General features: G+C 31.0%; 20 protein-coding genes. 8 read left to right on the top strand and 12 right to left on the bottom strand.

The genetic code is table 11. The annotated features are described in order from the left end of the window. Nucleotides 1-9: 9 nt before the first annotated feature. Both ASC44_RS00880 and ASC44_RS00875 read right to left on the bottom strand, forming a co-directional pair. On the bottom strand, nt 10-849 hold the full coding sequence (locus ASC44_RS00880) for an alpha/beta hydrolase (protein WP_055445734.1): 840 nt from the start codon (nt 847-849) through the stop codon (nt 10-12). Between the two features lie 2 nt (nt 850-851). Next, on the bottom strand, nt 852-2,168 hold the full coding sequence (locus ASC44_RS00875; RefSeq protein WP_055445733.1) for an anthranilate synthase component I family protein: 1,317 nt from the start codon (nt 2,166-2,168) through the stop codon (nt 852-854). A 75-nt stretch (nt 2,169-2,243) separates the two neighbouring features. On the opposite strand from ASC44_RS00875, the gene ASC44_RS00870 reads away from it, so the two are divergent. From ASC44_RS00870 to ASC44_RS00860, 3 genes are all read left to right on the top strand, one after another. Beyond that, a complete protein-coding gene (locus tag ASC44_RS00870) occupies nt 2,244-3,134 on the top strand; it encodes an aldose 1-epimerase family protein (protein ID WP_055445732.1) in 891 nt (296 codons plus the stop codon). A gap of 41 nt (nt 3,135-3,175) precedes the next feature. Further along, nucleotides 3,176-4,534 (top strand): DEAD/DEAH box helicase, encoded by a 1,359-nt coding sequence (locus tag ASC44_RS00865; protein ID WP_055445731.1) that lies wholly within the window; start codon nt 3,176-3,178, stop codon nt 4,532-4,534. Nucleotides 4,535-4,682: 148 nt separating this feature from the next. Beyond that, nucleotides 4,683-5,273, top strand: coding sequence for a hypothetical protein (locus ASC44_RS00860; RefSeq protein ID WP_055445730.1), 591 nt, complete (start codon nt 4,683-4,685; stop codon nt 5,271-5,273). Between the two features lie 59 nt (nt 5,274-5,332). Here the strand turns inward: ASC44_RS00860 and ASC44_RS00855 are convergent, their stop codons facing one another. After that, nucleotides 5,333-5,722: a MotA/TolQ/ExbB proton channel family protein gene (locus ASC44_RS00855; protein ID WP_055445729.1), complete on the bottom strand. Its 390-nt coding sequence runs from the start codon at nt 5,720-5,722 to the stop codon at nt 5,333-5,335. A 191-nt stretch (nt 5,723-5,913) separates the two neighbouring features. On the opposite strand from ASC44_RS00855, the gene ASC44_RS00850 reads away from it, so the two are divergent. Both ASC44_RS00850 and ASC44_RS00845 read left to right on the top strand, forming a co-directional pair. Next, nucleotides 5,914-6,981 carry a sensor histidine kinase gene (locus tag ASC44_RS00850; RefSeq protein WP_055445728.1) on the top strand — a complete coding sequence of 356 codons (1,068 nt, stop codon included), beginning with the start codon at nt 5,914-5,916 and terminating at the stop codon, nt 6,979-6,981. Continuing rightward, a complete protein-coding gene (locus tag ASC44_RS00845; protein WP_055445727.1) occupies nt 6,974-7,684 on the top strand; it encodes a LytR/AlgR family response regulator transcription factor in 711 nt (236 codons plus the stop codon). Before ASC44_RS00850 ends, ASC44_RS00845 begins: the two co-directional genes overlap by 8 nt. Here the strand turns inward: ASC44_RS00845 and ASC44_RS00840 are convergent. From ASC44_RS00840 to ASC44_RS00810, 7 genes are all read right to left on the bottom strand, one after another. Further along, a complete protein-coding gene (locus tag ASC44_RS00840; RefSeq protein ID WP_152973241.1) occupies nt 7,681-8,808 on the bottom strand; it encodes a M50 family metallopeptidase in 1,128 nt (375 codons plus the stop codon). The two genes, ASC44_RS00845 and ASC44_RS00840, sit on opposite strands and share 4 nt — an antisense overlap. Before the next feature lie 190 nt (nt 8,809-8,998). Next, nucleotides 8,999-9,574, bottom strand: a complete 576-nt coding sequence (locus ASC44_RS00835; RefSeq protein ID WP_055445725.1) for a hypothetical protein — start codon at nt 9,572-9,574, stop codon at nt 8,999-9,001. A 221-nt stretch (nt 9,575-9,795) separates the two neighbouring features. Next, on the bottom strand, nt 9,796-10,986 hold the full coding sequence (gene fabV / locus ASC44_RS00830) for an enoyl-ACP reductase FabV (protein WP_055445724.1): 1,191 nt from the start codon (nt 10,984-10,986) through the stop codon (nt 9,796-9,798). 3 nt (nt 10,987-10,989) lie between these two features. Continuing rightward, nucleotides 10,990-12,390 (bottom strand): dihydrolipoyl dehydrogenase, encoded by a 1,401-nt coding sequence (gene lpdA / locus ASC44_RS00825; RefSeq protein WP_055445723.1) that lies wholly within the window; start codon nt 12,388-12,390, stop codon nt 10,990-10,992. A 262-nt stretch (nt 12,391-12,652) separates the two neighbouring features. Then, nucleotides 12,653-13,423 (bottom strand): LuxR C-terminal-related transcriptional regulator, encoded by a 771-nt coding sequence (locus ASC44_RS00820; RefSeq protein ID WP_055445722.1) that lies wholly within the window; start codon nt 13,421-13,423, stop codon nt 12,653-12,655. A gap of 75 nt (nt 13,424-13,498) precedes the next feature. Continuing rightward, nucleotides 13,499-14,128: a CPBP family intramembrane glutamic endopeptidase gene (locus ASC44_RS00815; RefSeq protein ID WP_055445721.1), complete on the bottom strand. Its 630-nt coding sequence runs from the start codon at nt 14,126-14,128 to the stop codon at nt 13,499-13,501. A gap of 12 nt (nt 14,129-14,140) precedes the next feature. After that, nucleotides 14,141-14,599, bottom strand: coding sequence for an Lrp/AsnC family transcriptional regulator (locus ASC44_RS00810; protein WP_055445720.1), 459 nt, complete (start codon nt 14,597-14,599; stop codon nt 14,141-14,143). A gap of 178 nt (nt 14,600-14,777) precedes the next feature. Here ASC44_RS00810 and ASC44_RS00805 point away from each other — a divergent pair, with 178 nt between their 5' ends. Both ASC44_RS00805 and ASC44_RS00800 read left to right on the top strand, forming a co-directional pair. Next, a complete protein-coding gene (locus ASC44_RS00805; RefSeq protein WP_055445719.1) occupies nt 14,778-15,992 on the top strand; it encodes an aminotransferase class I/II-fold pyridoxal phosphate-dependent enzyme in 1,215 nt (404 codons plus the stop codon). A 25-nt stretch (nt 15,993-16,017) separates the two neighbouring features. Beyond that, entirely contained in the window at nt 16,018-16,674 is a 657-nt protein-coding gene (locus ASC44_RS00800; protein WP_055445718.1) for a MarC family protein, read from the top strand. A gap of 78 nt (nt 16,675-16,752) precedes the next feature. Here ASC44_RS00800 and ASC44_RS00795 read toward each other — a convergent pair whose 3' ends face one another. Both ASC44_RS00795 and ASC44_RS00790 read right to left on the bottom strand, forming a co-directional pair. Further along, nucleotides 16,753-18,231, bottom strand: coding sequence for a hypothetical protein (locus tag ASC44_RS00795; protein ID WP_152973240.1), 1,479 nt, complete (start codon nt 18,229-18,231; stop codon nt 16,753-16,755). 186 nt (nt 18,232-18,417) lie between these two features. Continuing rightward, nucleotides 18,418-19,440, bottom strand: coding sequence for a metal-dependent hydrolase (locus ASC44_RS00790; RefSeq protein ID WP_055445716.1), 1,023 nt, complete (start codon nt 19,438-19,440; stop codon nt 18,418-18,420). Between the two features lie 86 nt (nt 19,441-19,526). Between ASC44_RS00790 and ASC44_RS00785 the strand changes: the two genes are divergently transcribed. Continuing rightward, a complete protein-coding gene (locus tag ASC44_RS00785; RefSeq protein WP_055445715.1) occupies nt 19,527-21,188 on the top strand; it encodes a Na+/H+ antiporter NhaC family protein in 1,662 nt (553 codons plus the stop codon). Nucleotides 21,189-21,269: the final 81 nt, after the last annotated feature.

The raw sequence follows: 21,269 nt of genomic DNA, 5'->3' as shown, positions 1-21,269 counted from the left end.
CTAGAAAGCTTACTCTTCACTAATTCCTACCAATTTCTCATTTAACCACTTTGTTAGTGTCTGCATCATTTCATGTGCACAAACATCATGATGCAATTCGTGATAACAGTGATTATAAAGTTTTAATTCGGCAATTTTAGATTGCTTACAAAACTCTACGGAACCCTTATAATCAATAATTCTATCGCCAGTTCCATGCGTTATAAATGTTGGAACCTTCAAATTACTTGCGTTGGCAAGAGCATATTCACCTGCTTCCATTACAGGAAACAAATACATAGGACTAATTTTATCATGAACCAATTCGTCTTCTTGATAACGCACTACCTCACTTGCAATACTTGAAATAGCAGCTTCTTCAATGTCGCTTGGTAAAGTGATAGAAGGTAAAATGGTAAGCATAAACTTCCCTAAGTTTACTTTCCATTTTGGAGGCGTAAATGCTAATTTTAAAAACGGACTCGTAGCAATGACTCCTTTAATGTTTGGTTGCTTTTTTAAAGCATAATTAAGAACAATATTTCCACCTAAACTATGTCCATAAAGAAACACTGGTAAATCTTTAAATAAAAATTCGGCTTTATTAATAACACTTTCGAGACTTTCTAAAAGCGCATTATAACTTGGACAATTACCACGTTTGCCTTTTGTTTTACCATGACCAAATTGATCGTAGGCAACAACTGCATAGTTTTCTTTAAGTAAATAAGGCACTACAGATTCGGCATAACGACCAGAATGTTCTCCCATTCCATGAACCAAAACTACAACTGCTTTAACCACTTGTGGTTTCCAATACTGTCCAAATAATTGCGTATTATAAAGCTCGAATGTAAAAGTGTTTTCCATTACTAATTTTCTAAAACTGTTCGCATTGCTTTGGCTTTAACCAAGCATTCTTCGTATTCTTTAAGTGGTTCGCTTTTAGCTGTAATTGCGCCTCCAACAGAATAGGATACGTATAGTTTAGCTTCATTATAAAGAATACTTCTAATCACTACATTAAAATCGAAATCGCCATCTGGTGTAATATAACCAACACTTCCAGAATATAAACCACGTTTGGTTTCTTCTAAATCTTCAATAATTTTCATTGCTGAAATTTTTGGAGCTCCTGTCATGCTTCCCATTGGAAACGTAGTTCTTATTATATCTATTGGGCTTGTGGTGTCTTTAACTTCCGAAACCACTGTAGAAATCATTTGGTGTACTTGGTCGAAACTGTATATTTTACACAGCTCTTCTACTTTTACACTACCTTTTGTTGCTGTTTGCGAAAGATCGTTACGTACTAAATCTACTATCATTATATTTTCGCTACGCTCCTTTTCGTCACTTACCAAATCGTTTTTTAAAATAGAATCCATAATATGATCTGGATCGCGTTTGGCTGTTCCTTTTATAGGTTGCGAAATTACTTTTGTGCCCTCTTTTTTTATGTAACGTTCTGGTGAAGCTGACAATAAATAATGACTTCTCACTTTTAAAAACGTTGCAAAAGGTGCATTTGAAATAGCATTAAGCTTATTATAAGTTTCTAAAGGTTGAATAGTTGTGTTTTCGGCATAGAATTCTTGACAAAAATTAGCTTCGTAAATATCTCCTCTATGTATGTGTGAGAGTACTTTTGTTACTTTATCAAAGTATTCGTCTTTATGTATTCTTAATTTTATTTTTATTGGATTATCTGTTTCATTTAATAAATTGTCAGGTTGTTCCTCTTCACAATGACGTATTGCTTCTAAATCAGTTTCAAACTCATCATCAACAGCTTTTAAATAAAGCATTTCTACAGTATCTCCTTTAAATAAAAATATTTTTTTTGGCTGAAAGAAATACAAATCAGCAAACGCTAGACCATCAATATTATTAGACTTTAAAGTTTCTATATCATTCTTTAAATCGTAAGTTAAATAACCAAAAATCCAGTCTTTAGTCGTTGTGTAATATTCTTTTAGTTTTTCGAAGGCATTAAAATAATCGGTTTGTATTGCGGTAAAGGCATCTACAGCTAAAACCGCATCGTAGCTAGAGTATTTTTGATTGTCTTGAAATTGTTCTGAATTAGAATCTAACCAAACTACATCATCAAACTGTTGTGCCCAAGACAATAGATTTTGCTTGAACTCCTCAGGATTAGTTATTTTATGTTTTGTTGTTGTTCTCAATATATAAATGTTGTGTAAAGTTAAGCAGATTTGGTAAAAAAACGAGTATTTTAGTCATGAGTTTAAATAAAAAAAATGTTCGAATTATCTAATGCCACTTTAAAAATTAAGATTAAACCGAAAGGTGCAGAACTCTGCGAAATAGCTTCTGTAAAGAATAACAGGCAATTTATGTGGCATGCAGATCCTAATGTTTGGGGAAGCTTTGCTCCTAACCTTTTTCCTATTATTGGAATATTAAAAGACGGAACCTATATTTATAATGGTAAAAAATATAACATGCCAAAACATGGTTTTGTTAGAGGCAATGAAGACATTAAGCTTATTAAAAAGACTAAAAACAGCCTCAGTTTTAGTTTAACTTATAATGACATTTTACTAAAAATATATCCATTTAAATTTGAGTTTATTATTACTTACACATTAACCGATAACACCTTAGATGTTAGATATACTGTAAAAAACCTGGATAACAAATCTATCTATTTTTCTGTTGGAGGACATCCTGCATTTAAATGTCCTTTATATAAGGATGAAAATTATACAGACTATAATTTAGTTTTTGAAACTGAAGAAACATCTAAAACACATTTATTAAATACACAAAACGGATTAGTAAAAAATACAACCAAATCTATTTTCAATACTAAAAATAGTATTCAATTAAAACCCGATTTATTTAATAACGATGCCCTTATTTTTAAAGATTTAAAATCTAGAAAAATAGCTTTAGTTAGCGATAAACATGGAGAAATATTAAATATGACGTTCAAAGATTTTAACTATCTTGGTATTTGGGCAAAACCTAACGCACCTTATGTTTGTATTGAACCTTGGTTAGGCATTGCAGATTCAGAAAACACGTCTCAAAACCTAGTAGAAAAAGAAGGTATTATTAAATTACCTGAGAATGAAACCTTTAGTGCAAACTATAGTGTACAAATACATGAGCATCATTTAGGGTAAACAAAATATTAATAGTAATTTTGCGGCTTAAATAACATGCTTTGACTTTTAGAGATTTAAACTTAAATACACCATTATATAACGCGCTTGACGATTTAGGCTTTACAACGCCTACTCCTATTCAAGCCGAAGCTTTTAGCGTTGTTGCCAGCGGAAAAGATATGGTTGGAATTGCGCAAACTGGAACCGGAAAAACCTTTGGTTATATGCTTCCAGTGCTTAAAAATTTACCATTTTCTAAACAAGAAAACCCAAGAGTACTGGTTTTAGTACCTACTCGAGAGCTTGTTGTACAAGTGGTAGACGAGATAGAAAAGCTAACTAAATACATAAATACACGTGTTTTAGGTGTTTATGGTGGTACAAATATTAATACTCAAAAAAGAGCTATTGCTGAAGGTATCGATATTTTAGTTGCGACTCCTGGTCGTATGTATGATTTAGCTTTAAGTCATGTTTTAAATTTAAAATCTATTCAGAAATTAATTATTGATGAAGTAGATGTAATGTTAGACTTAGGTTTTAGACATCAATTAATTAATATTTTCGATTTGCTTCCAGAACGTCGTCAAAATATTATGTTCTCTGCAACCATGACCCATGATGTAGATGCCTTAATTGTAGATTTCTTTAAATCTCCAGAAAAAGTATCTATTGCAACCTCTGGAACACCATTAGAGAACATTAAGCAAACACGATATATAGTTCCTAATTTTTATACAAAATTAAATTTACTAAAGCATTTACTTCAAGATGCAGAGACTTACAATAAAGTCTTAATTTTTGTTGCTTATAAAAAGATGGCAGATCGCCTTTTCGAAGCTTTAGCCGAAGAATATAACGACGAACTTTGTGTTATACACTCTAACAAAACACAAAATTACAGATTGCGTAGTATCGAACAATTTCGTGAAGGTGATAATAGAATATTAGTTGCTACAGATGTTATGGCTCGTGGTTTGGATATTGATAATGTAACGCATGTTATAAATTTTGATACTCCAGATTTCCCAGAAAACTATATGCATAGAATTGGTAGAACTGGTCGTGCTGAACGCGAAGGACTAGCGCATGTATTTACTACAGAAAAAGATTTGCATGCGATTGAAGATATCGAAACTTTAATGCAAATGACTATTACTGTTGCAGATCTACCTTCTGAAGTTGAGATCTCTACGGAATTAATTGAAGAAGAAAGACCTCAAATTAAAGAACACAACAATCCACACAAGCGTAAAAAAGACGAAGATGCTCCAGGACCTGCTTTTCATGAGAAATCTGAAAAGAATTCTAAGGAAAATAAAGGTGGATCTTACAAGTTTAAAATTGCAGCTAAGTATAAGAAGCCTAAAACTAGAGGAGATAAAAATTATCAGAAATTTAATAAGAATAAAAAGTAGTCTTAATTAAAACTAGGCTACTTGGGTTTGGAATAGTTGTAAAACCTTTTTAATTTCTTTTTTAAGTTCGATTTTAAGAGTAATATCTTTAAGTATAAAATATTATCTTTAGTTTTTCGTTTGTTATAAAACGCTCTAAACCTAACTAATGTCTTCTGCTATTTTTAACTTACTACCTAACCTTCAACCGTTTCATCACGAAACGCATTATGAGGATTTGTTTTTAAATCAACATTGGGTTTTGGTAAATGGTATCTCTAAAAAGAAGGCTGTTTATGTTTTTAAAGATGAAAACACCCTTCATATTTCTGAAAGCAAAACAACCACAGAAACGTCTTGGTGCATTGAGAAAAAGAACACATTCTCTATTGTAACCGAAGATGGAGAAACCACAGTTAAAGCCTATTTTAAGGATAACGATGTATTAATACTTAATAGATTACAAACCGATGACTGCGCTATTTTTATAAACGAAAGTAGTTATACCGACTCTTTAAATTCGTTGGAAGATGTGCAAGAGTTTCTTCATAATAAATACAAGAATAAAGCTAGCAATTTAATATACGATCACGAGTTCTATTATATAGAAAAGTCTAATGAATTTGGACCTTTTACTGTTGACGAGCTCACGAAAAAAGTTAAAAGCGAAACCATTAGCCCTTATTGCTTTGTAAGAGATGTAAATGAATACGATTATAGTAATCGATTACGCATTAAGGATTTAATAAGAGAATTGTAAGAAAAAAGAGTAACCCACGTACCAATAGATTACTCTTACTTTATATAAAATTTTAAACCTTATTCTTTAACAAGGCTTCTTAAAATTAAGATTCCCACTCTAGCGATTATAAAAGAGAAAAGCCCAAAAGTAGCTGTTAATAAAGAGACTTTAAGTCCGCCTGCAAAAACAGCCGGATCAACATTTCCCATAGATTGAATAGAATCAAAAGCTTGAATAAGTCCTAAAACGGAGCCTAAAAAACCTATTACTAGCCCCAAAAGACTTGAATCCACAGTAAGTTTTATCATTTTACTAGAAAGTGCTTCATTTTTTTTAAGACTTAAAAAGCCTTTAATAATAAAGAAGAGAGAAAGTAAGAAGCAAATTAAAATAAGTGACATAAAAAGTGATCCTCCTTCATTAAAACGATCTACAAGAGGATTAAGTGACATTAAAAATACATTCATAATTGTTCGTATTTTGATTAAGATACTTCAAACTTACTTTAGATTTCTGCTTTAAAAAATTAAAAGCGATAGACTACCAAATTAGCAATCGATTCTACAAAATGCTAAAACAATTGCTAAACCCGTCATTCGTCTATAAATTGTAAATCTCGAATAAAAATATACTATTATTGTAATACAATTTACAAATAATGGTAAAAAAGGAATTCATCTTAAAAAAACTCGGACAAGGACTATTACATGTTCTATTCTGGTTTGGTGTACTCTTATTTTACACTTACTTTTTTGGCGTCGACAGTACAGATTTTAATAAAACACTATACTTTTCACTATTTTTAATGCCAATAACAGTAGCGACCACTTATGTTTCTATCTATAAATTAATACCAGAATATTTAATTACAAAACAGTATTTCCGTTTTGGCTTATATAGTCTGTATACTCTAATAATATCTGCTTACTTAATTTTTGTTTCAATCTTTTTTAGTTTGATTCTCTTGTCTGATTTCGAATATGACAAAATGAATCCAATAAGTAAAAACTTGATATTTGTAATGACAGGTGTTTATCTTGTAGTTATTATTGTTAGCGCTTTTAAATTGTTAAAGTTGAATTTAAAAAACAGTGAAAAAGCAAATGTTTTAGAAACCAAAATACTCGAAACACAGTTAAAATTAAAAGAACAAGAATTAAACTACCTAAAGATGCAAATTCATCCGCACTTCTTGTTTAACACATTAAACACCATGTATGGTTTCGCATTAAAAAAAGCAGACGAAACTCCAGAAATGATACTAAAACTATCGAATTTACTAGATTACCTACTCTACCAAATAGATAAGCCTTTTGTAAGTTTAACCGAAGAAATAAACCATATAAAAGATTATATAGCATTAGAGCAATTACGCTTTAATGATACATTAGCTGTTTCGTTTGTTTCTGATAACATTAAGGAAACTACAAACATATCACCAATGTTATTAATGCCTTTTGTCGAAAACAGTTTTAAACATGGTTTTATACAAAACGGAACTCTTAAAGTAGATATTACTATTTCTTATGAAGCAGACAACTTAATGTTTCACATAAAAAACACGTCACAAAAGCAAACTACTAGTGAACATGGTATTGGCTTAGAAAATATTAAAAAACGATTAGAATTGCTCTACAAAGACCAATATACGCTAGATATTAATGACAATGAAACAACTTTTGAAGTTGTATTAAACCTAAACACAAAAACCTTAAAAAATGCCTAAACAAATCTCTTGTCTTATTGTTGACGACGAAGCTATTGCAAGAGAAATAATTGCAACACATTTATCTAAAATAGATAATATCCAAATTGTGAAAAATTGCAGCAATGCAATTGACGCTTTTAATTGTATTAGTGCTAATAAAATTGATCTCGTTTTTTTAGATATTAATATGCCAGAAATTTCAGGGATTGCTTTCGCCAAGTCCATAAACAAGGATATTAAAGTCATTTTTACTACAGCTTATCGCGATTACGCTTTGGAAGGCTTCGAATTACAAGCAGTTGATTATTTGTTAAAACCTATTGCTTTTGAGCGTTTATTGAAAGCTGTAAATACTTATTTTGATGTTTACAATACAAAAGAAATAGAGATAAGTAAAACTGAAGAGGTAAACGATTTTATGTTCGTACGCTCAGATAGACGCATGCTTAAAATTGATTTTAATACTATTGTTTACATTGAAAGCTATAGTGATTATATAAAAATTCATCTAGCCAATGAAACCATTGTTACTCGTGAGACCATTAGCGCTATTGAAGCTAAGTTACCAAAACAGCAATTTATGCGTATTCACCGTTCTTATATTATCTCGATAAAATATATTGACGCTTTTACAAACGAGTATATTACTATAGGGGATAAAGCATTGCCAATTAGCAGGAGCTATAAGAAGGAGGTTTTAAATGTTTTAGAACAGTATTAAGTCTCTTTTTGAGTTCTTATAATTATCGCATTCCATATTACTAAATCATCCTCTTCTAGTATAATTTTATTGTCTAAAACGAAATTTAAATATTTGGTTTTTTCATTTCCTAATCCTTGAAGATGTAATCCGTAATAAAGGTACATCGCAGCACATAACGTTTGATTATTGGGGAAATTAAAATTTATCAAAGGTTTTAAAAGTTTCACTCCTTGTTTTAAATTTCCCATCTCTATTAAAACAGAACCTCTTGTTCCTTGATAATGAGTATTTAATGGACTAATAGAAATTGCAACTTTTGAAGGATAATCAATATTTGTATAATCTTGCTTTAATAAACTAAACCAAGCCAACCCGTTATTTACTAACGCCTTATACGTTTTGTGTTTTTTATCTTCAAGCAACGGTAAAATAGTCTCATAAATAGAATAGGCCTCGTCAACCCTATTAATTTTAGAATAGATTAATCCTATATTCATTTTAGCTACTAACGCAATGTCTTTATTATCTATGTACTTTTCATAAATAGGAAGCGCTTTATTATATCGTTTCGCTTCAATAAACTCGTAGGCTTCAAAAAGATCATTTCCATTGAAATTAGTCCTTATGTCTTTTGAAAATATTAGTTTGAGCATACTTAATCCATCAGAAGGTAATTTAACACCTAGTTGAGTTACATAATATGGTAATAAGCTAATTACAACCAATAATACATTAGCAAAAATAAATGCTGAAAAAAAATTAATTCCATTTAAACCAGAGATAAAACGAAAATCGAAACCAAAAATATTATAAACAATTACAACTAAAATAAGATTTGTTAATGGGCCTCCTAAGACATTAATAAAGCGTCTTAATCTTATTTGCTTTATAGTATTAAAATTAGAAAAAGCCAATCCACCTTTGAAGTTTTGATTTAAAATTATTTTTATATTAGAAATCTCAAATCTATATATCTCATGACCCTGACCAAGTACTATACGTTTGGGGTTTCCTCCTGCAAGTTTAGCAAAAAGCAAATGACCTAATTCGTGTAAAACTACTCCAATTTTTAAACAGAACAGAATAGCTATATAATTAAAGATAATTATTGATAATGGTTTTAGAGAAACAGAAAAATTCATAAACACTCCAACACATAAAATTATGTATTGAAATTTAGAAAAAAGAAAAAATATATTTTTTTTTATCATTAACTACTAAGATTACCTTTTGCTAAAATAGTATAATTCTTTTTTAAGAAATAAAATAAAACGAACCTAAAAAGGTTCGTTTTAAAATAGTCTTGAGTTAATTTCATAAAAAAAAGGAAACCTAATCTCTATCCACAATCTCGTCTTTAGCAAGATACTCAAAAACAATGTTTTTCATTTTTAGAGCATCTTTATGGTTCATATTAAAATCTCTTCGTTTTAATTTATGAGTTCTAGACAGCCAATTTTTAAAAGGTATAAAAGCACTTTTTCTTTTGTTTTGATACAGGTCGTATCTTTTATTCTTTGAGCTTACTATCTTAATAATTTTACCTTTAGAGATTATAAATGTCTTTTTACACTTATAAGGCATTTTACCTAAAAGTTGATCTAAATCTGAATAATAAGTGGAGTTAACAACTACTTTTTTTCCTACAGAACTCACAATTTCGATCTCTTCTTTATCTTGCATTACAGTTCCCCAAGAATAATACCCAGAATACTCACGCTTATTTTTACTTACAAGGATTGTATTCCAATATTCTGAAAAGTTTTTATGCAAAGTATTAAAAGTTGCAACAGAATCTTTTTTATTAAAATTCTCAATATAATCCTCAACAATTTTAGAGTTATCATTTTGAGAATTACTAATAGATAAGAAGAAGCATAAAAGAAGTGCTAGGTAGGCAGTTTTCATAATATTATTGTTTTAGATTTGGGACTCTAAAAATACCATAAAAGACGATTAAAAACAATATTAATCGTTGTAATGCGTAAATATTTAACAAACATGTAAGAAAATCAATTTAATTCTTACAATAACTAATTCAGTTTATACTCAAATCAAAAAAAATAATGAACAAAAAAAAAATGCGAACTTTAAAAGTCGCTTTTAATATATTATTATACGTATAAAAATTAAGCTTCTATACTTGGTACGTTAACCATTTCGTTAACATCTTTATCGTAATCTATACCATCAACCTTAAATCCGAAAAGATTAAAGAAATCAGTTTCATAACCTTTTAAATCTCCAATTTCTGGTAAAGTTTCAGTAGTCGCTTGTTTCCAAAGCTCTAAAACTTTTGCTTGAATATCATCACGCATTTCCCAATCGTCAATTCTAATACGTCCCGCTTCATCTAAAGGCGTATTTTCAGAATATAAACGTGCATTAAACAAACGTTCGATTTGCTCAATACAACCTTCGTGAATACCTTCCTCCTTCATTACTTTATACAATAATGAAATATACAACGGTATTACTGGAATTGCAGAACTCGCTTGTGTTACTAAAGCTTTATTAACAGAAACATAAGCTTGACCATTAATATCTTTTAAACCATCTGTAATTTTAAAAGCTGTTGCTTCTAAGTCGTCTTTTGCACGACCAATAGTTCCTTTTCTATAAACTGCTTCAGTTAATGAAGGGCCAATATAAGAATAAGCCACTGTTTTAAAATCTTTGGATAAAACACCTGCTGCTTTAAGTTGGTCGATCCACATTTGCCAATCTTCACCTCCCATTACAGCAACAGTATTATCAATCTCCTCTTCTGTACACGGTCCTATTGTTACTTCTTTAACTTCACCTGTATGAAAATCTACAGTGTTATTTGTAAATGTAGTACCAATTGGTTTTAAAACCGATTTAAAACGCACTCCAGACTCTGGATGCGTACGTACTGGCGAAGCTAAACTATAAACCAATAAATCTATTTCTCCTAAATCTTGTTTGATTAGGTTAATAGTTTCAGTTTTTATTTCGTTAGAAAATGCATCTCCATTTATACTTTTTGCATATAATCCATCTTTATGAGCCTGAGCCTCGAAAGCTGCACTATTATACCATCCTGGTGATGCTGGACGACCTGCTGTTGGTGGTTTCTCAAAAAAAGCACCAATGGTTGCAGCGTTAGATCCGTAAGCACTTGTAATACGTGATGCTAGTCCAAATCCTGTAGATGCACCGATTACTAATACCTTTTTAGGACCTTCTGTAACTGGTCTTTCTTTTATATATTCTATTTGGTTTATTACGTTTTGCTCACAACCTTTTGGGTGTGATGTTAAACATATAAAACCTCTTGTTTTTGGTTCTATTATCATAATCTATACGTGTAAAGCTCTATCGTCTGTTGCTGCTAAAGCTGCTTCTTTTACTGCTTCTGCAAATGTTGGATGTGCGTGAGACATACGCGAAATATCTTCTGCGCTTGCTCTAAATTCCATAGCAACTACTGCTTCTGCAATTAAATCTGCACAACGTGCACCAATCATGTGTACACCTAAAACTTCGTCTGTTTTCTCATCGGCTAAGATTTTTACAAATCCGTCGATATCTCCACTAGCTCTTGCTCTACCTAATGCTCTAAAAGGAAACTGTCCTGCTTTGTAAGCAACACCTTCTGCTTTTAATTCTTCTTCAGTTTTACCAACTGCGGCCACTTCTGGCCAAGTATAAACAACACCTGGAATTAAATTATAATCGATATGTGGTTTTTGTCCTGCTAAAGTTTCAGCAACAAAAGTTCCTTCTTCTTCAGCTTTATGAGCTAACATTGCTCCTTTTACAACATCACCAATAGCGTAAATATTAGAAGCAGATGTTTGTAAATGTTCGTTTACTTCTACCTGTCCTCTATCTGTTAATTTTACACCGGCAGCTTCTGCATTTAAACCATCTGTATAAGGTTTACGTCCTACAGAGACTAAACAATAGTCTCCTTTAAATTCTACTACTTCTCCTTTTTTGTTTTCTGCTTTAACGGTAACTTCGTCTCCATTACGCTCTACAGATTGTACTTTGTGAGACAGCATCATTTTACATTTTGCTTTCTTAAAAACTTTATTCAATTCTTTAGATAAACCTGCATCCATTGTTGGAAGAATGCGATCCATATATTCTATAACAGTAACTTCAGCTCCTAAACGACGGTATACTTGACCTAATTCTAAACCAATAACACCACCACCAATTATTATTAAATGTTTTGGTATTTCTTTAAGTTTTAAAGCTTCGGTAGATGTTATAACGCGTTCTTTATCTAATGTAATAAATGGTAAGCTAGATGGTTTAGATCCTGTAGCGATGATACTGTGCTTTGCTTCAATCTCTATTGTTTCTTCTCCTTTTATTGTAATGTGAGTAGCATCCTTAAAACTACCAACACCTGTAAAAACATCGATTTTGTTTTTCTTCATTAAAAAATCAATACCTCCAGTTGTTTGGTCTACAACGGCTTGCTTACGACCAATCATTTTTTCAAGATTTACTTTAATCTCTCCTGGAATTTCAATACCGTGATCTTCGAAGTGCTTTGTAGCTTCCTCGTAATGATGAGAAGAACTTAACAACGCTTTACTTGGAATACAACCAACGTTTAAGCAGGTGCCTCCTAGTGTTGAATATTTTTCTATTATTGCTGTTTTCATGCCTAGTTGTGCACAACGTATTGCTGCTACATATCCTCCAGGTCCTGAACCAATTATGGCTACATCGTATTTACTCATAAAAATTGTTTTTGTATAGATTTCCTATTTAATTGGAAATGACAAATTTATTATTAAAACAAAAGTACGATTTTGAATGATTAATTACGAATGCTTTGTGTGAATTTTAATACTTAATTTCTAGGTAAAATAAATCAAAAAAAAGCCTAATTAGAAAAGTGCTTTCTAGACTAGGCTTTTAAATAAAAGAATTGATTAATAGCAATGCGAAGTTCTAAATAAATATAAAACTCCACAATACTCAATTTGAGTAATTTTAACCTTAAATTAAAGTTTTATTGATTTTAAGCATTCCTATTAACTCTCCTGTTGAAGAAATTTTAAGTTTCTTTAAAATATTCCTCCTGTGCGTATCTACGGTATGCGAACTAATATTTAATTGTGTAGAAATTTCTTTACTAGAATAATTTAACACCAATAATCTAATAACATCTCGTTCTCTATTGCTTACTCCAGACTTTAGAAGTTTCTGAGAAAAGTTGTTATAATAAATTGTTTCGTATTCATTTTGGGCATTTAACAACTTTGCCGTAGCTGTAATTGGCATTTTAATATTTTCGTTTAAAACCGTATAATGAGCGAGCCCAATAATTGGTTTCATGTCACTATCGAAAGCTAAAGGTGTTGTATTTTGAATGATATTTATATAATTGCCTTTTGCATTTTTAAATCTGTAATTCCAGGTATAATTGGATATAGTTCTATCTTCTTCGGAGATTTCTGCAAGTGTAAACTCCATTAAATGGTTTAAAGCAGCTAACCAAACTTCAATATCTTCTGGATGAATTCTACTCCAAAAATATTTCATTCCTTTAGCTTTAAGCTCAACAGGATCTAAGCCTAAACAGGCTTTAAAGTTTTTACTAATATATTCGAACTTTAAGTCTTGAGTATTTGTAATACAAAAGAATGTAGAACTGTAAGGCAGAAACTGATCTAGCTCTATTATTTTTTGAATGTGGGTTTCTAAAGAAGGCTTACTATAAGATTCGAAAATAGATTTATAGACTTCCTGTATTTCTTGGTATTCCATAATAAATGATTAATAGCGCTTACAAAATAATAATTTTACTACAATAAAAAAAGGCTACTAACTATTTCTAATCGTTTAACTAGGAAATCCAAGCATTTCTCCCATACCAACGGTAAATAACCAACAGCCATAAATGGCATGTTCTATAGATACTAAGAGTGTCGATTTTGTTTTTTTATAAGTAAAAGCAAAAAGTAAACCTCCTAAAAAGGTTAAGACGATTACTAAGGTATTTCTAAAAAATAAGTGGGCTAATGAAAATACAATAGCATTTATAAAAATGAATAATTTTTTATTCTGAAATAAATTCTCGTAACGCTCAAAGTAAAAGGTTCTATAGATTAATTCTTGTGGATAAACCGAAAAAGTAGAATACACAAATAGTAAAACCAACCACATTAAGGGCTTATTTAGTAAAACCTTAAACAGACTCTCTTTATCCGAAAAGAAGACAAAAGCTATTGTTATAAAAGCAATGCCTGCTAATTTTATTAAAGTATTACGCAAAAACAGCGACCAATTAAGATGCTTTGCAATGCTAAATTTCTTTTTCTGAATGTTTAGCAGCACATATATTATGTACACAAAGCCAGTTACAGCTATAATTCCCTTTATCCAAAACGGAAAATCTATTGTAAAACTTACTGGAGTTACAATAAATATTAAAAAAAATTCTATAAGCTTATAACGTGTTGATTGAAACATAATTATTAAAATTTAAATTGAAATAGCAGTTGTATGCTTCACTTCATTAATCATGAACATGCTATGTGTGCTTCCAATATGATTAATATTAGTCAATTTATTGACCATAAACTCTCTAAAAGCTTCCATATCTTTTACAAGTACTTTTAATAAGTAATCGTAATCACCACTTATATGAAAACATTCTAAAACTTCTTCTAGTTCTGTGACTTCCTTCTCAAAACTGATAACGTAATCTTGAGAGTGTTTGGTTAATTTAATATGACAAAAAGCTACAAACGATTTCTCTATCGCTTCCTTTTTTATTAAAGCAACGTATTTATCTATTACACCATTACTTTCAAGTTTTTTTATACGCTCGTAAACTGCTGTTATAGATAAGTTTAATTTACCAGAAAGTTCTTTATTAGTCTGCTTACAATCCTCTTGTAATAATTGAATTAGTTTAGTATCTATAGCATCAAAAGTCATAATCGAAAAATTTTCAGTTGTATTGCCTAATTTTAAATTAAATATTAAAAATAAACTATATTAAATTAATTATTCAGATTTAAAATCTGAATTTAAACAAATCTATTGATTATTAATCTAAAATATATCAATTTTACATTATAATAATCAGATATAATAATTTTTTATATACAAAACTATGAAATTTAAACCAGCAAATAATATTCAGGACTTACAATATTTCGGAGAGTTTGGAGGCGTAAATCCTTCAATTTCAGATTCCTCTACCTACACCTTTTTATCGGCAAAAACAATGCAAGATACATTTGAAGGCAATGCAGATGGCTGTTACTTATATTCAAGACACACAACACCTTCAAACCTATATTTAAGTCAAGCTTTAGCAGCTATGGAAGGTACAGAGTCTGCTAATGTTACCGCTTCTGGAATGGGCGCAATTACTCCTGTTATTTTACAACTCTGTGGCGCTGGAGACCATGTTGTTTCTAGTAGAACCATTTACGGTGGAACTTACGCTTTTCTAAAAAACTTTACGCCGCGTTTAAATATTACAACGTCTTTTGTAGACATAACAAAATTAGATGTCGTTGAAGCCGCTATCACTTCAAACACCAAAGTTTTATACTGTGAATCTGTTAGTAATCCATTACTAGAAGTTGCAGATATTGAAGGTTTAGCAAAACTCGCTAAGAAGCATAATTTAAAATTAGTGGTAGATAACACATTCTCTCCTTTATCTATCTCTCCTGCTGTATTAGGTGCAGATGTAGTAATCCATAGTTTAACAAAATTTATTAACGGATCTAGCGATACTGTTGGCGGTGTGGTTTGTGGAACGCACGAATTTATAGACAGTTTAAAAAGTGTAAACGATGGTGCTTGCATGCTCTTAGGATCTACAATGGATAGTTTACGCGCTGCTTCTGTTCTTAAAAACTTAAGAACATTACATATTAGAATGCAACAACACAGCTATAATGCTACTTTTTTAGCGGAGCAATTTCAAAGCTTAGGTATAAAAACGGTGTATCCAGGTTTGGTTTCTCATCCTTCTCATGAGTTATTTAAAACAATGATGAATGAGAAATACGGATTTGGCGGCATGCTTACTATAGACGCTGGTTCTCTTGAAAAAGCAAACGCTTTAATGGAACTAATGCAAGAAAAAAACTTAGGCTACTTAGCAGTAAGTTTAGGCTTTTACAAAACATTATTTAGTGCTCCTGGAAGTTCTACTTCTTCAGAAATTCCTGAAGACGAACAAAAAGAAATGGGATTAAGTAATGGGTTAATTCGTTTTTCTATTGGACTAGATGCAGACATCGAGCGTACTTTCGATACAATGAAAGCTTGTATGCTTGAAGTTGGTGTTCTACAAACTGAAATGGCATAATTAAACTAACAACTTAATAAGTATAATGAACGAAGTAATCGCTTTCGGAATCTTATCATTCACGTCTTTTTTTACGTTGATAAATCCTTTTGGCACTATGCCAATATTTATGACTATGACTGCAGACTTAGATAAAAGTCATAGAACTAAAACTGCACAAAAAGCATCAATTGTATCTTTTATTACCATAATAATATTTGCCTTTTCTGGTCAAGTCTTATTTAATTTTTTTGGCATCTCTGTAAATAGTTTTAGAGTTGTTGGTGGTGTAATCTTTTTTTTAATGGGTATGGATATGCTCCAAGCACGTTTAGGTAAAGTAAAATTAAAAGAGTCGGAAATTAAAACATACGTCGATGATATTTCTGTAACACCCTTAGCCATCCCAATGATATGTGGACCTGGCGCACTTACAAATGCTATAGTTATGATGGAAGATGCACATTCTATAGAGAAAAAAGTAATCCTTATTCTTGCTGTAGTAGCTGTTATATCTTTAACCTACATTATTTTATACAGTTCGACTAAAATTATTAAAATTCTTGGTCAAACAGGTATAAATGTAATGATGCGTTTAATGGGTTTAATAGTTATGGTAATAGCTGTAGAATTCTTTTTTAGCGGTCTTAAACCAATAATATTAGATATCTTAAATAGTCAAGCAACTAGTATTCTAACTTAAATAATTCGCTTAATTTAAAACATTAAAAAGCCTGAACATAATACATGTTCAGGCTTTTATTTAGAATTTAATAAGAGATTATTGCTCTAAAAACGCTTCAATTTTAAGAAGTCTTTCTTCTAAACTCTTTATCTTTTGGTCTTGAGACTGTATAACTTCATCTGCAGACTTTATTTTTTTATTGAGTTCTGTAATGTATAAAAATTGTTCTTCTGTTTTTTCTAATAAAGAAAGAGACAAATCACTCAAATTAAACTTGAAATTATTTGCCTTAACTTTTTCGTAACTAGTTATCCCTTTTAGATGACCATTTGTTTTCACATATTCTTGTGCATCCTCGATACTTAAAAACGAATAATCTTTATTAATTTCAGAAAAACCATTAAAATACTTTTCAAAAACATAATCGGCGTATTTGTCGGCAGCAGTTGTAGCAACAAAATTATTTGCGGTCACCTGACCTAAAACTGTCACATCTTGAGAAACTCTAACATTTCCTAAAAAATAACCTGCCCAAGCACCTGCTTTTTCTGCTTTAGAAAACACACCATAATGCTGACCTCCAGCAGTTGTCGCAATCACATTAAAACTCCCGTATTTAGTGCCACTCCCAGTACCAAACAAATTATTAATCACACCAAAATGACCTCCATTTCCACTATTATTGATATTGTTATTTGTACCTCTCATAACACCATCTCCGCTACCGCTTAACTGATTATGGACACCATAAAACGCTCCAGTTCCTGCATTCATGGTATTTCTAACACCATATTTAATACCACTACCAATACCAGACAATATAGTGTTGACACCGTAATGATTAGCATCTCCTTTATTAGTAATTGTATTTTCAATTCCGTACTGATCTCCTGTTCCATTTCCCGAAAGTAAATTAAAAACTGCTCTATGTTTACCAGAGCCATTTCCAGATAATTCATTTCTAAATCCAAAATGAACACTATTATCGTTAGTAATAATTCTAGTTCTTATCCCTTCTGTATTTGCAGCTGTTGTTTCTGTCGCTAATTCATTATAAAAACCGGTAACATTAACTGTTCTTGCACCTACAGTTTTAACATTAATAGCTCGTGACTCATTTTCAGACCTAATATCTAAATCAGAAATAGGATCATCATGACCAATACCAACCAAACCTTTGGTAAAAATATTATCTACGATATCAAAAGAAGTATCTATTGTGTTTGCAACATACCAATCTGCATCAAAAGATTCTTTATTAAAATTAATCCAATCCGTTTGCGCATTATCCCAATAATAGAAACCAGAATCGTAATTCTTGGCAGTACCATTAATATTAGTTGCAGTTAGGTTATTATTTAAATAAACCATCATAGAATTTTGATCTACAATAGGATTAGTTGTTGGAAATTTATCAATCCTAGGCACCAATAAACCATCATCGGAGTTTGGAGCTATAATAGATGATGCAGAAATATCTAAAGAAGATTTAGGGTTCGTGTTGCGAATACCAACTTGGGCATTACTAATAAAAGTACTTAGTACTATTAATGCTAAAAGCATCGTATTTTTCATAGGTAACAAAATTTAGGTAGCGCAATATTAACTCCAATAATTCTTGGATAAAAGCATGTTACAACTTAAATGAAATTAAACCGTTAAATGGTGAATAAATAAGACAAATAACATTTGTGATTATTTATAAAGCAATAACATCATGATAATTACATAAAAGTAGAGATCAAATAAGTCGGTGGTAAATTAAATACCTTTCAGTCTTACCCAAAGTTTAAAAACAGCATCACTAAAATCACCTATTTTAGGCTGAAAAGGTTTCATATCTAACCGCTTCTCTACTTTAAAAAGGAGTAAACTAAAAACAGATTCATAACCATTTATTGTTTTAACTAAAGGATAGCGTAAATCGTTATATAAAAACTCATTATCTGCTATTTTTTCAATATTAAAATACCCATTACTAAACCAAGACAAATCTTCTAAGTCTTTATAGTCCAAAACTCTAATAGCTCTTTTTTTTGGTAGTTCTTGCCATTCTGAAAAACGATTCCTTTTATCAAATAACGAATAATAAGCTACTTTATAATGTGTTTCGGTTTCAGCAATACCATACCATAAAATATTATTAGCAATAGTTGGTTGCGTGCTAAAACGTGAATATTCTATATTTTCTTCAGCTAAAGATGTTTTAAAAATAGAATTAACATACAGTTTATTTCCAATGGTAAATAACATATAAATAGAACTAATAGCAATTCCGTAGGTTAACCATTTCTTTCTTTTTAATGTATTCCTTTTAAAGAACATTAAAACAATCACACAAACCAAAAAAGGCAATGTATACAAAGGATCTACAACTGCGATGTTATTAAAAGCCACACGATAATTAGAAAATGGCGCAAACAATTGCGTACCATAAGGCGTAAAACAATCTAATATTGGATGTGTAATAAGTGACCAAAAAAATAATAAAACCCAACCTTTTAAGGTTGTAGAACCCAAACGCTTTCCTGTATTATACAATTTATAAAACAACCAACCAAAGAGAAAAGCACCAAGAACAGAGAATAAAATGGAATGCATAAATCCGCGATGAAACAGCATAGCATCTATTTGGTTTCCAAAAATAAATTTACCAATAAAGACATCTAAATCGGGAATTGTGCCACCAATGGCTCCAAAAAGTAATGCTTTATTTCCAATTTTCTTTCCTAAAACTGCTTCTCCACAAGCGGCTCCTAAAATAATTTGAGTAAGTGAATCCATATAACTCGCTAATTTACAACGTCAAAATGAATTTGCATAACTTCTTCTAAAATCGTAACATTACATATCCAAAAAAAACTAACTAAATGCAAGACGACAATCTTTCGGAAATAGAAATCCAAGACCAAACAATTATAGAAAATAAAGAACTAAACATTTGGGAAGCATTAATACCTGTTGTCTTGTTAATGTGCATGCTAGCCTACAACATATTTGTTGCAGAAGGAGAAGCATTAGGTGCTTATTCTAATCAATTTATTTTACTAATAGCTGGTGGTATTGCAGCAATTGTTGGTTTTTTTAACAAAGTTAAATACAGGTTAATGTTAAAAGAAATCTGGGAAAACCTACAAAGTGTATTTGTACCTATAATGATTCTCTTTTTAGTTGGTGCCCTAGCCGGAACGTGGCTAATTAGTGGTGTTATACCAGCTATGGTATATTACGGTTTACAAGTACTAAACCCAACGGTATTTTTACCAGCTTCTGTAATTATTTGTGCTGTTATTTCTATTGCCACTGGTAGCTCCTGGACCACCTCTGCAACCGTTGGTATCGCACTTATTGGTATTGGTACCGCTTTAGGCATAAACCCAGGAATGATTGCTGGAGCAGTAATATCTGGCGCCTATTTTGGAGATAAAATGTCACCTTTAAGTGATACTACGAACCTTGCTCCTGCTATGGCTGGAACAGATTTGTTTACACATATAAAATATATGAGTATCACTACTGTACCCACAATAATTATTACACTAATAGCATTCTCTATTATGAGTGCAAGTATAGAGTCTACTGGAAGTTCAGATACTTCTTTTATATTAGAAACCATCGATAAATACTTTAACATTACACCGCTACTATTTTTAGTACCGGTAGCAGTAGTAGTATTAATACTTTTTAAGGTTAAACCGTTAATAGCATTAGTATCTGGTGTGTTATTAGCTGCAATGTTTGCTTTTATTTTTCAATCTAAACTTATTGAAAACATAACAGACTCTTCAACTAAAACAGTAATAACATCAATACTAACAGATACCAGTGTTGAAATAGATAATACAGAGTATCTAGCAAACCTTTCGGAAGCAGATATAGCCAAAGTAAATAACGACGAAGAACTTAAAAACTTATTTTCGGATGATGACTTAAAAGGTGTACACACCCTTAAAAGTTTGCAAGCCTTTTTAGCGCCAGATTACACAGATGCCGCTGTTGTAAAAGCAAAAGCCGAAAACTTAGAGAAACTAATAACTATTAAAAGGTTAAAAAAACTATTTAGCGCTGGTGGCATGAACGGTATGCTCTGGACCATTTTATTAATTTGTTGCGCCATGGTTTTTGGCGGCACAATGGACGCTATAGGAGCCTTATCACGTATTACAAAAGAACTTTTAAAATTAGCAACTACCGTCTTTGGTTTATTTGCAAGCACAGTAATTAGCTGTTTAGGATTAAATACAATTGCCAGCGATCAATATTTAGCATTGGTAATACCTGGCAAAATGTTTAAACAAGCCTATAAAGATAAAGGTCTTGCTCCAGAAAATTTAAGTAGAACTCTGGAAGACTCTGGTACTGTAACCTCTGTACTTATTCCTTGGAATACTTGTGGCGCATACCAATCTGGTGTTTTAGGTGTTGGCGTTGGAGAATATTTTATTTATGCCATTTTTAATTGGCTAAGTCCTTTTACTACACTTTTATTCGCAGCGCTTAACATTAAAATAAGACAGCTAAAAGATAAATAATAAAAAGTTATTATTTTTAGACATTACTATAATCAAAAACTATAGCTAAATAAGATTTTAAAATTTTATTTAGCTATTTTT

It is taken from the genome of Lacinutrix mariniflava, from assembly GCF_001418015.1.
GTDB classification, from domain to species: Bacteria; Bacteroidota; Bacteroidia; order Flavobacteriales; family Flavobacteriaceae; genus Lacinutrix; species Lacinutrix mariniflava.
The sequence above is the reverse complement of the archived record's forward strand: the minus strand, read 5'-3'. Positions and strand labels throughout refer to the sequence as shown.

Coding starts and splice junctions, on each gene's coding strand:
- ASC44_RS00880 (WP_055445734.1), bottom strand. CDS start 849: ATGGAAAACACTTTTACATTCGAGCTTTATAATACGCAATTATTTGGA.
- ASC44_RS00870 (WP_055445732.1), top strand. CDS start 2,244: ATGTTCGAATTATCTAATGCCACTTTAAAAATTAAGATTAAACCGAAA.
- ASC44_RS00860 (WP_055445730.1), top strand. CDS start 4,683: ATGTCTTCTGCTATTTTTAACTTACTACCTAACCTTCAACCGTTTCAT.
- ASC44_RS00855 (WP_055445729.1), bottom strand. CDS start 5,722: ATGAATGTATTTTTAATGTCACTTAATCCTCTTGTAGATCGTTTTAAT.
- ASC44_RS00850 (WP_055445728.1), top strand. CDS start 5,914: ATGGTAAAAAAGGAATTCATCTTAAAAAAACTCGGACAAGGACTATTA.
- ASC44_RS00845 (WP_055445727.1), top strand. CDS start 6,974: ATGCCTAAACAAATCTCTTGTCTTATTGTTGACGACGAAGCTATTGCA.
- ASC44_RS00840 (WP_152973241.1), bottom strand. CDS start 8,808: ATGAATTTTTCTGTTTCTCTAAAACCATTATCAATAATTATCTTTAAT.
- ASC44_RS00835 (WP_055445725.1), bottom strand. CDS start 9,574: ATGAAAACTGCCTACCTAGCACTTCTTTTATGCTTCTTCTTATCTATT.
- fabV (WP_055445724.1), bottom strand. CDS start 10,986: ATGATAATAGAACCAAAAACAAGAGGTTTTATATGTTTAACATCACAC.
- lpdA (WP_055445723.1), bottom strand. CDS start 12,390: ATGAGTAAATACGATGTAGCCATAATTGGTTCAGGACCTGGAGGATAT.
- ASC44_RS00820 (WP_055445722.1), bottom strand. CDS start 13,423: ATGGAATACCAAGAAATACAGGAAGTCTATAAATCTATTTTCGAATCT.
- ASC44_RS00815 (WP_055445721.1), bottom strand. CDS start 14,128: ATGTTTCAATCAACACGTTATAAGCTTATAGAATTTTTTTTAATATTT.
- ASC44_RS00810 (WP_055445720.1), bottom strand. CDS start 14,599: ATGACTTTTGATGCTATAGATACTAAACTAATTCAATTATTACAAGAG.
- ASC44_RS00805 (WP_055445719.1), top strand. CDS start 14,778: ATGAAATTTAAACCAGCAAATAATATTCAGGACTTACAATATTTCGGA.
- ASC44_RS00800 (WP_055445718.1), top strand. CDS start 16,018: ATGAACGAAGTAATCGCTTTCGGAATCTTATCATTCACGTCTTTTTTT.
- ASC44_RS00795 (WP_152973240.1), bottom strand. CDS start 18,231: ATGAAAAATACGATGCTTTTAGCATTAATAGTACTAAGTACTTTTATT.
- ASC44_RS00790 (WP_055445716.1), bottom strand. CDS start 19,440: ATGGATTCACTTACTCAAATTATTTTAGGAGCCGCTTGTGGAGAAGCA.
- ASC44_RS00785 (WP_055445715.1), top strand. CDS start 19,527: ATGCAAGACGACAATCTTTCGGAAATAGAAATCCAAGACCAAACAATT.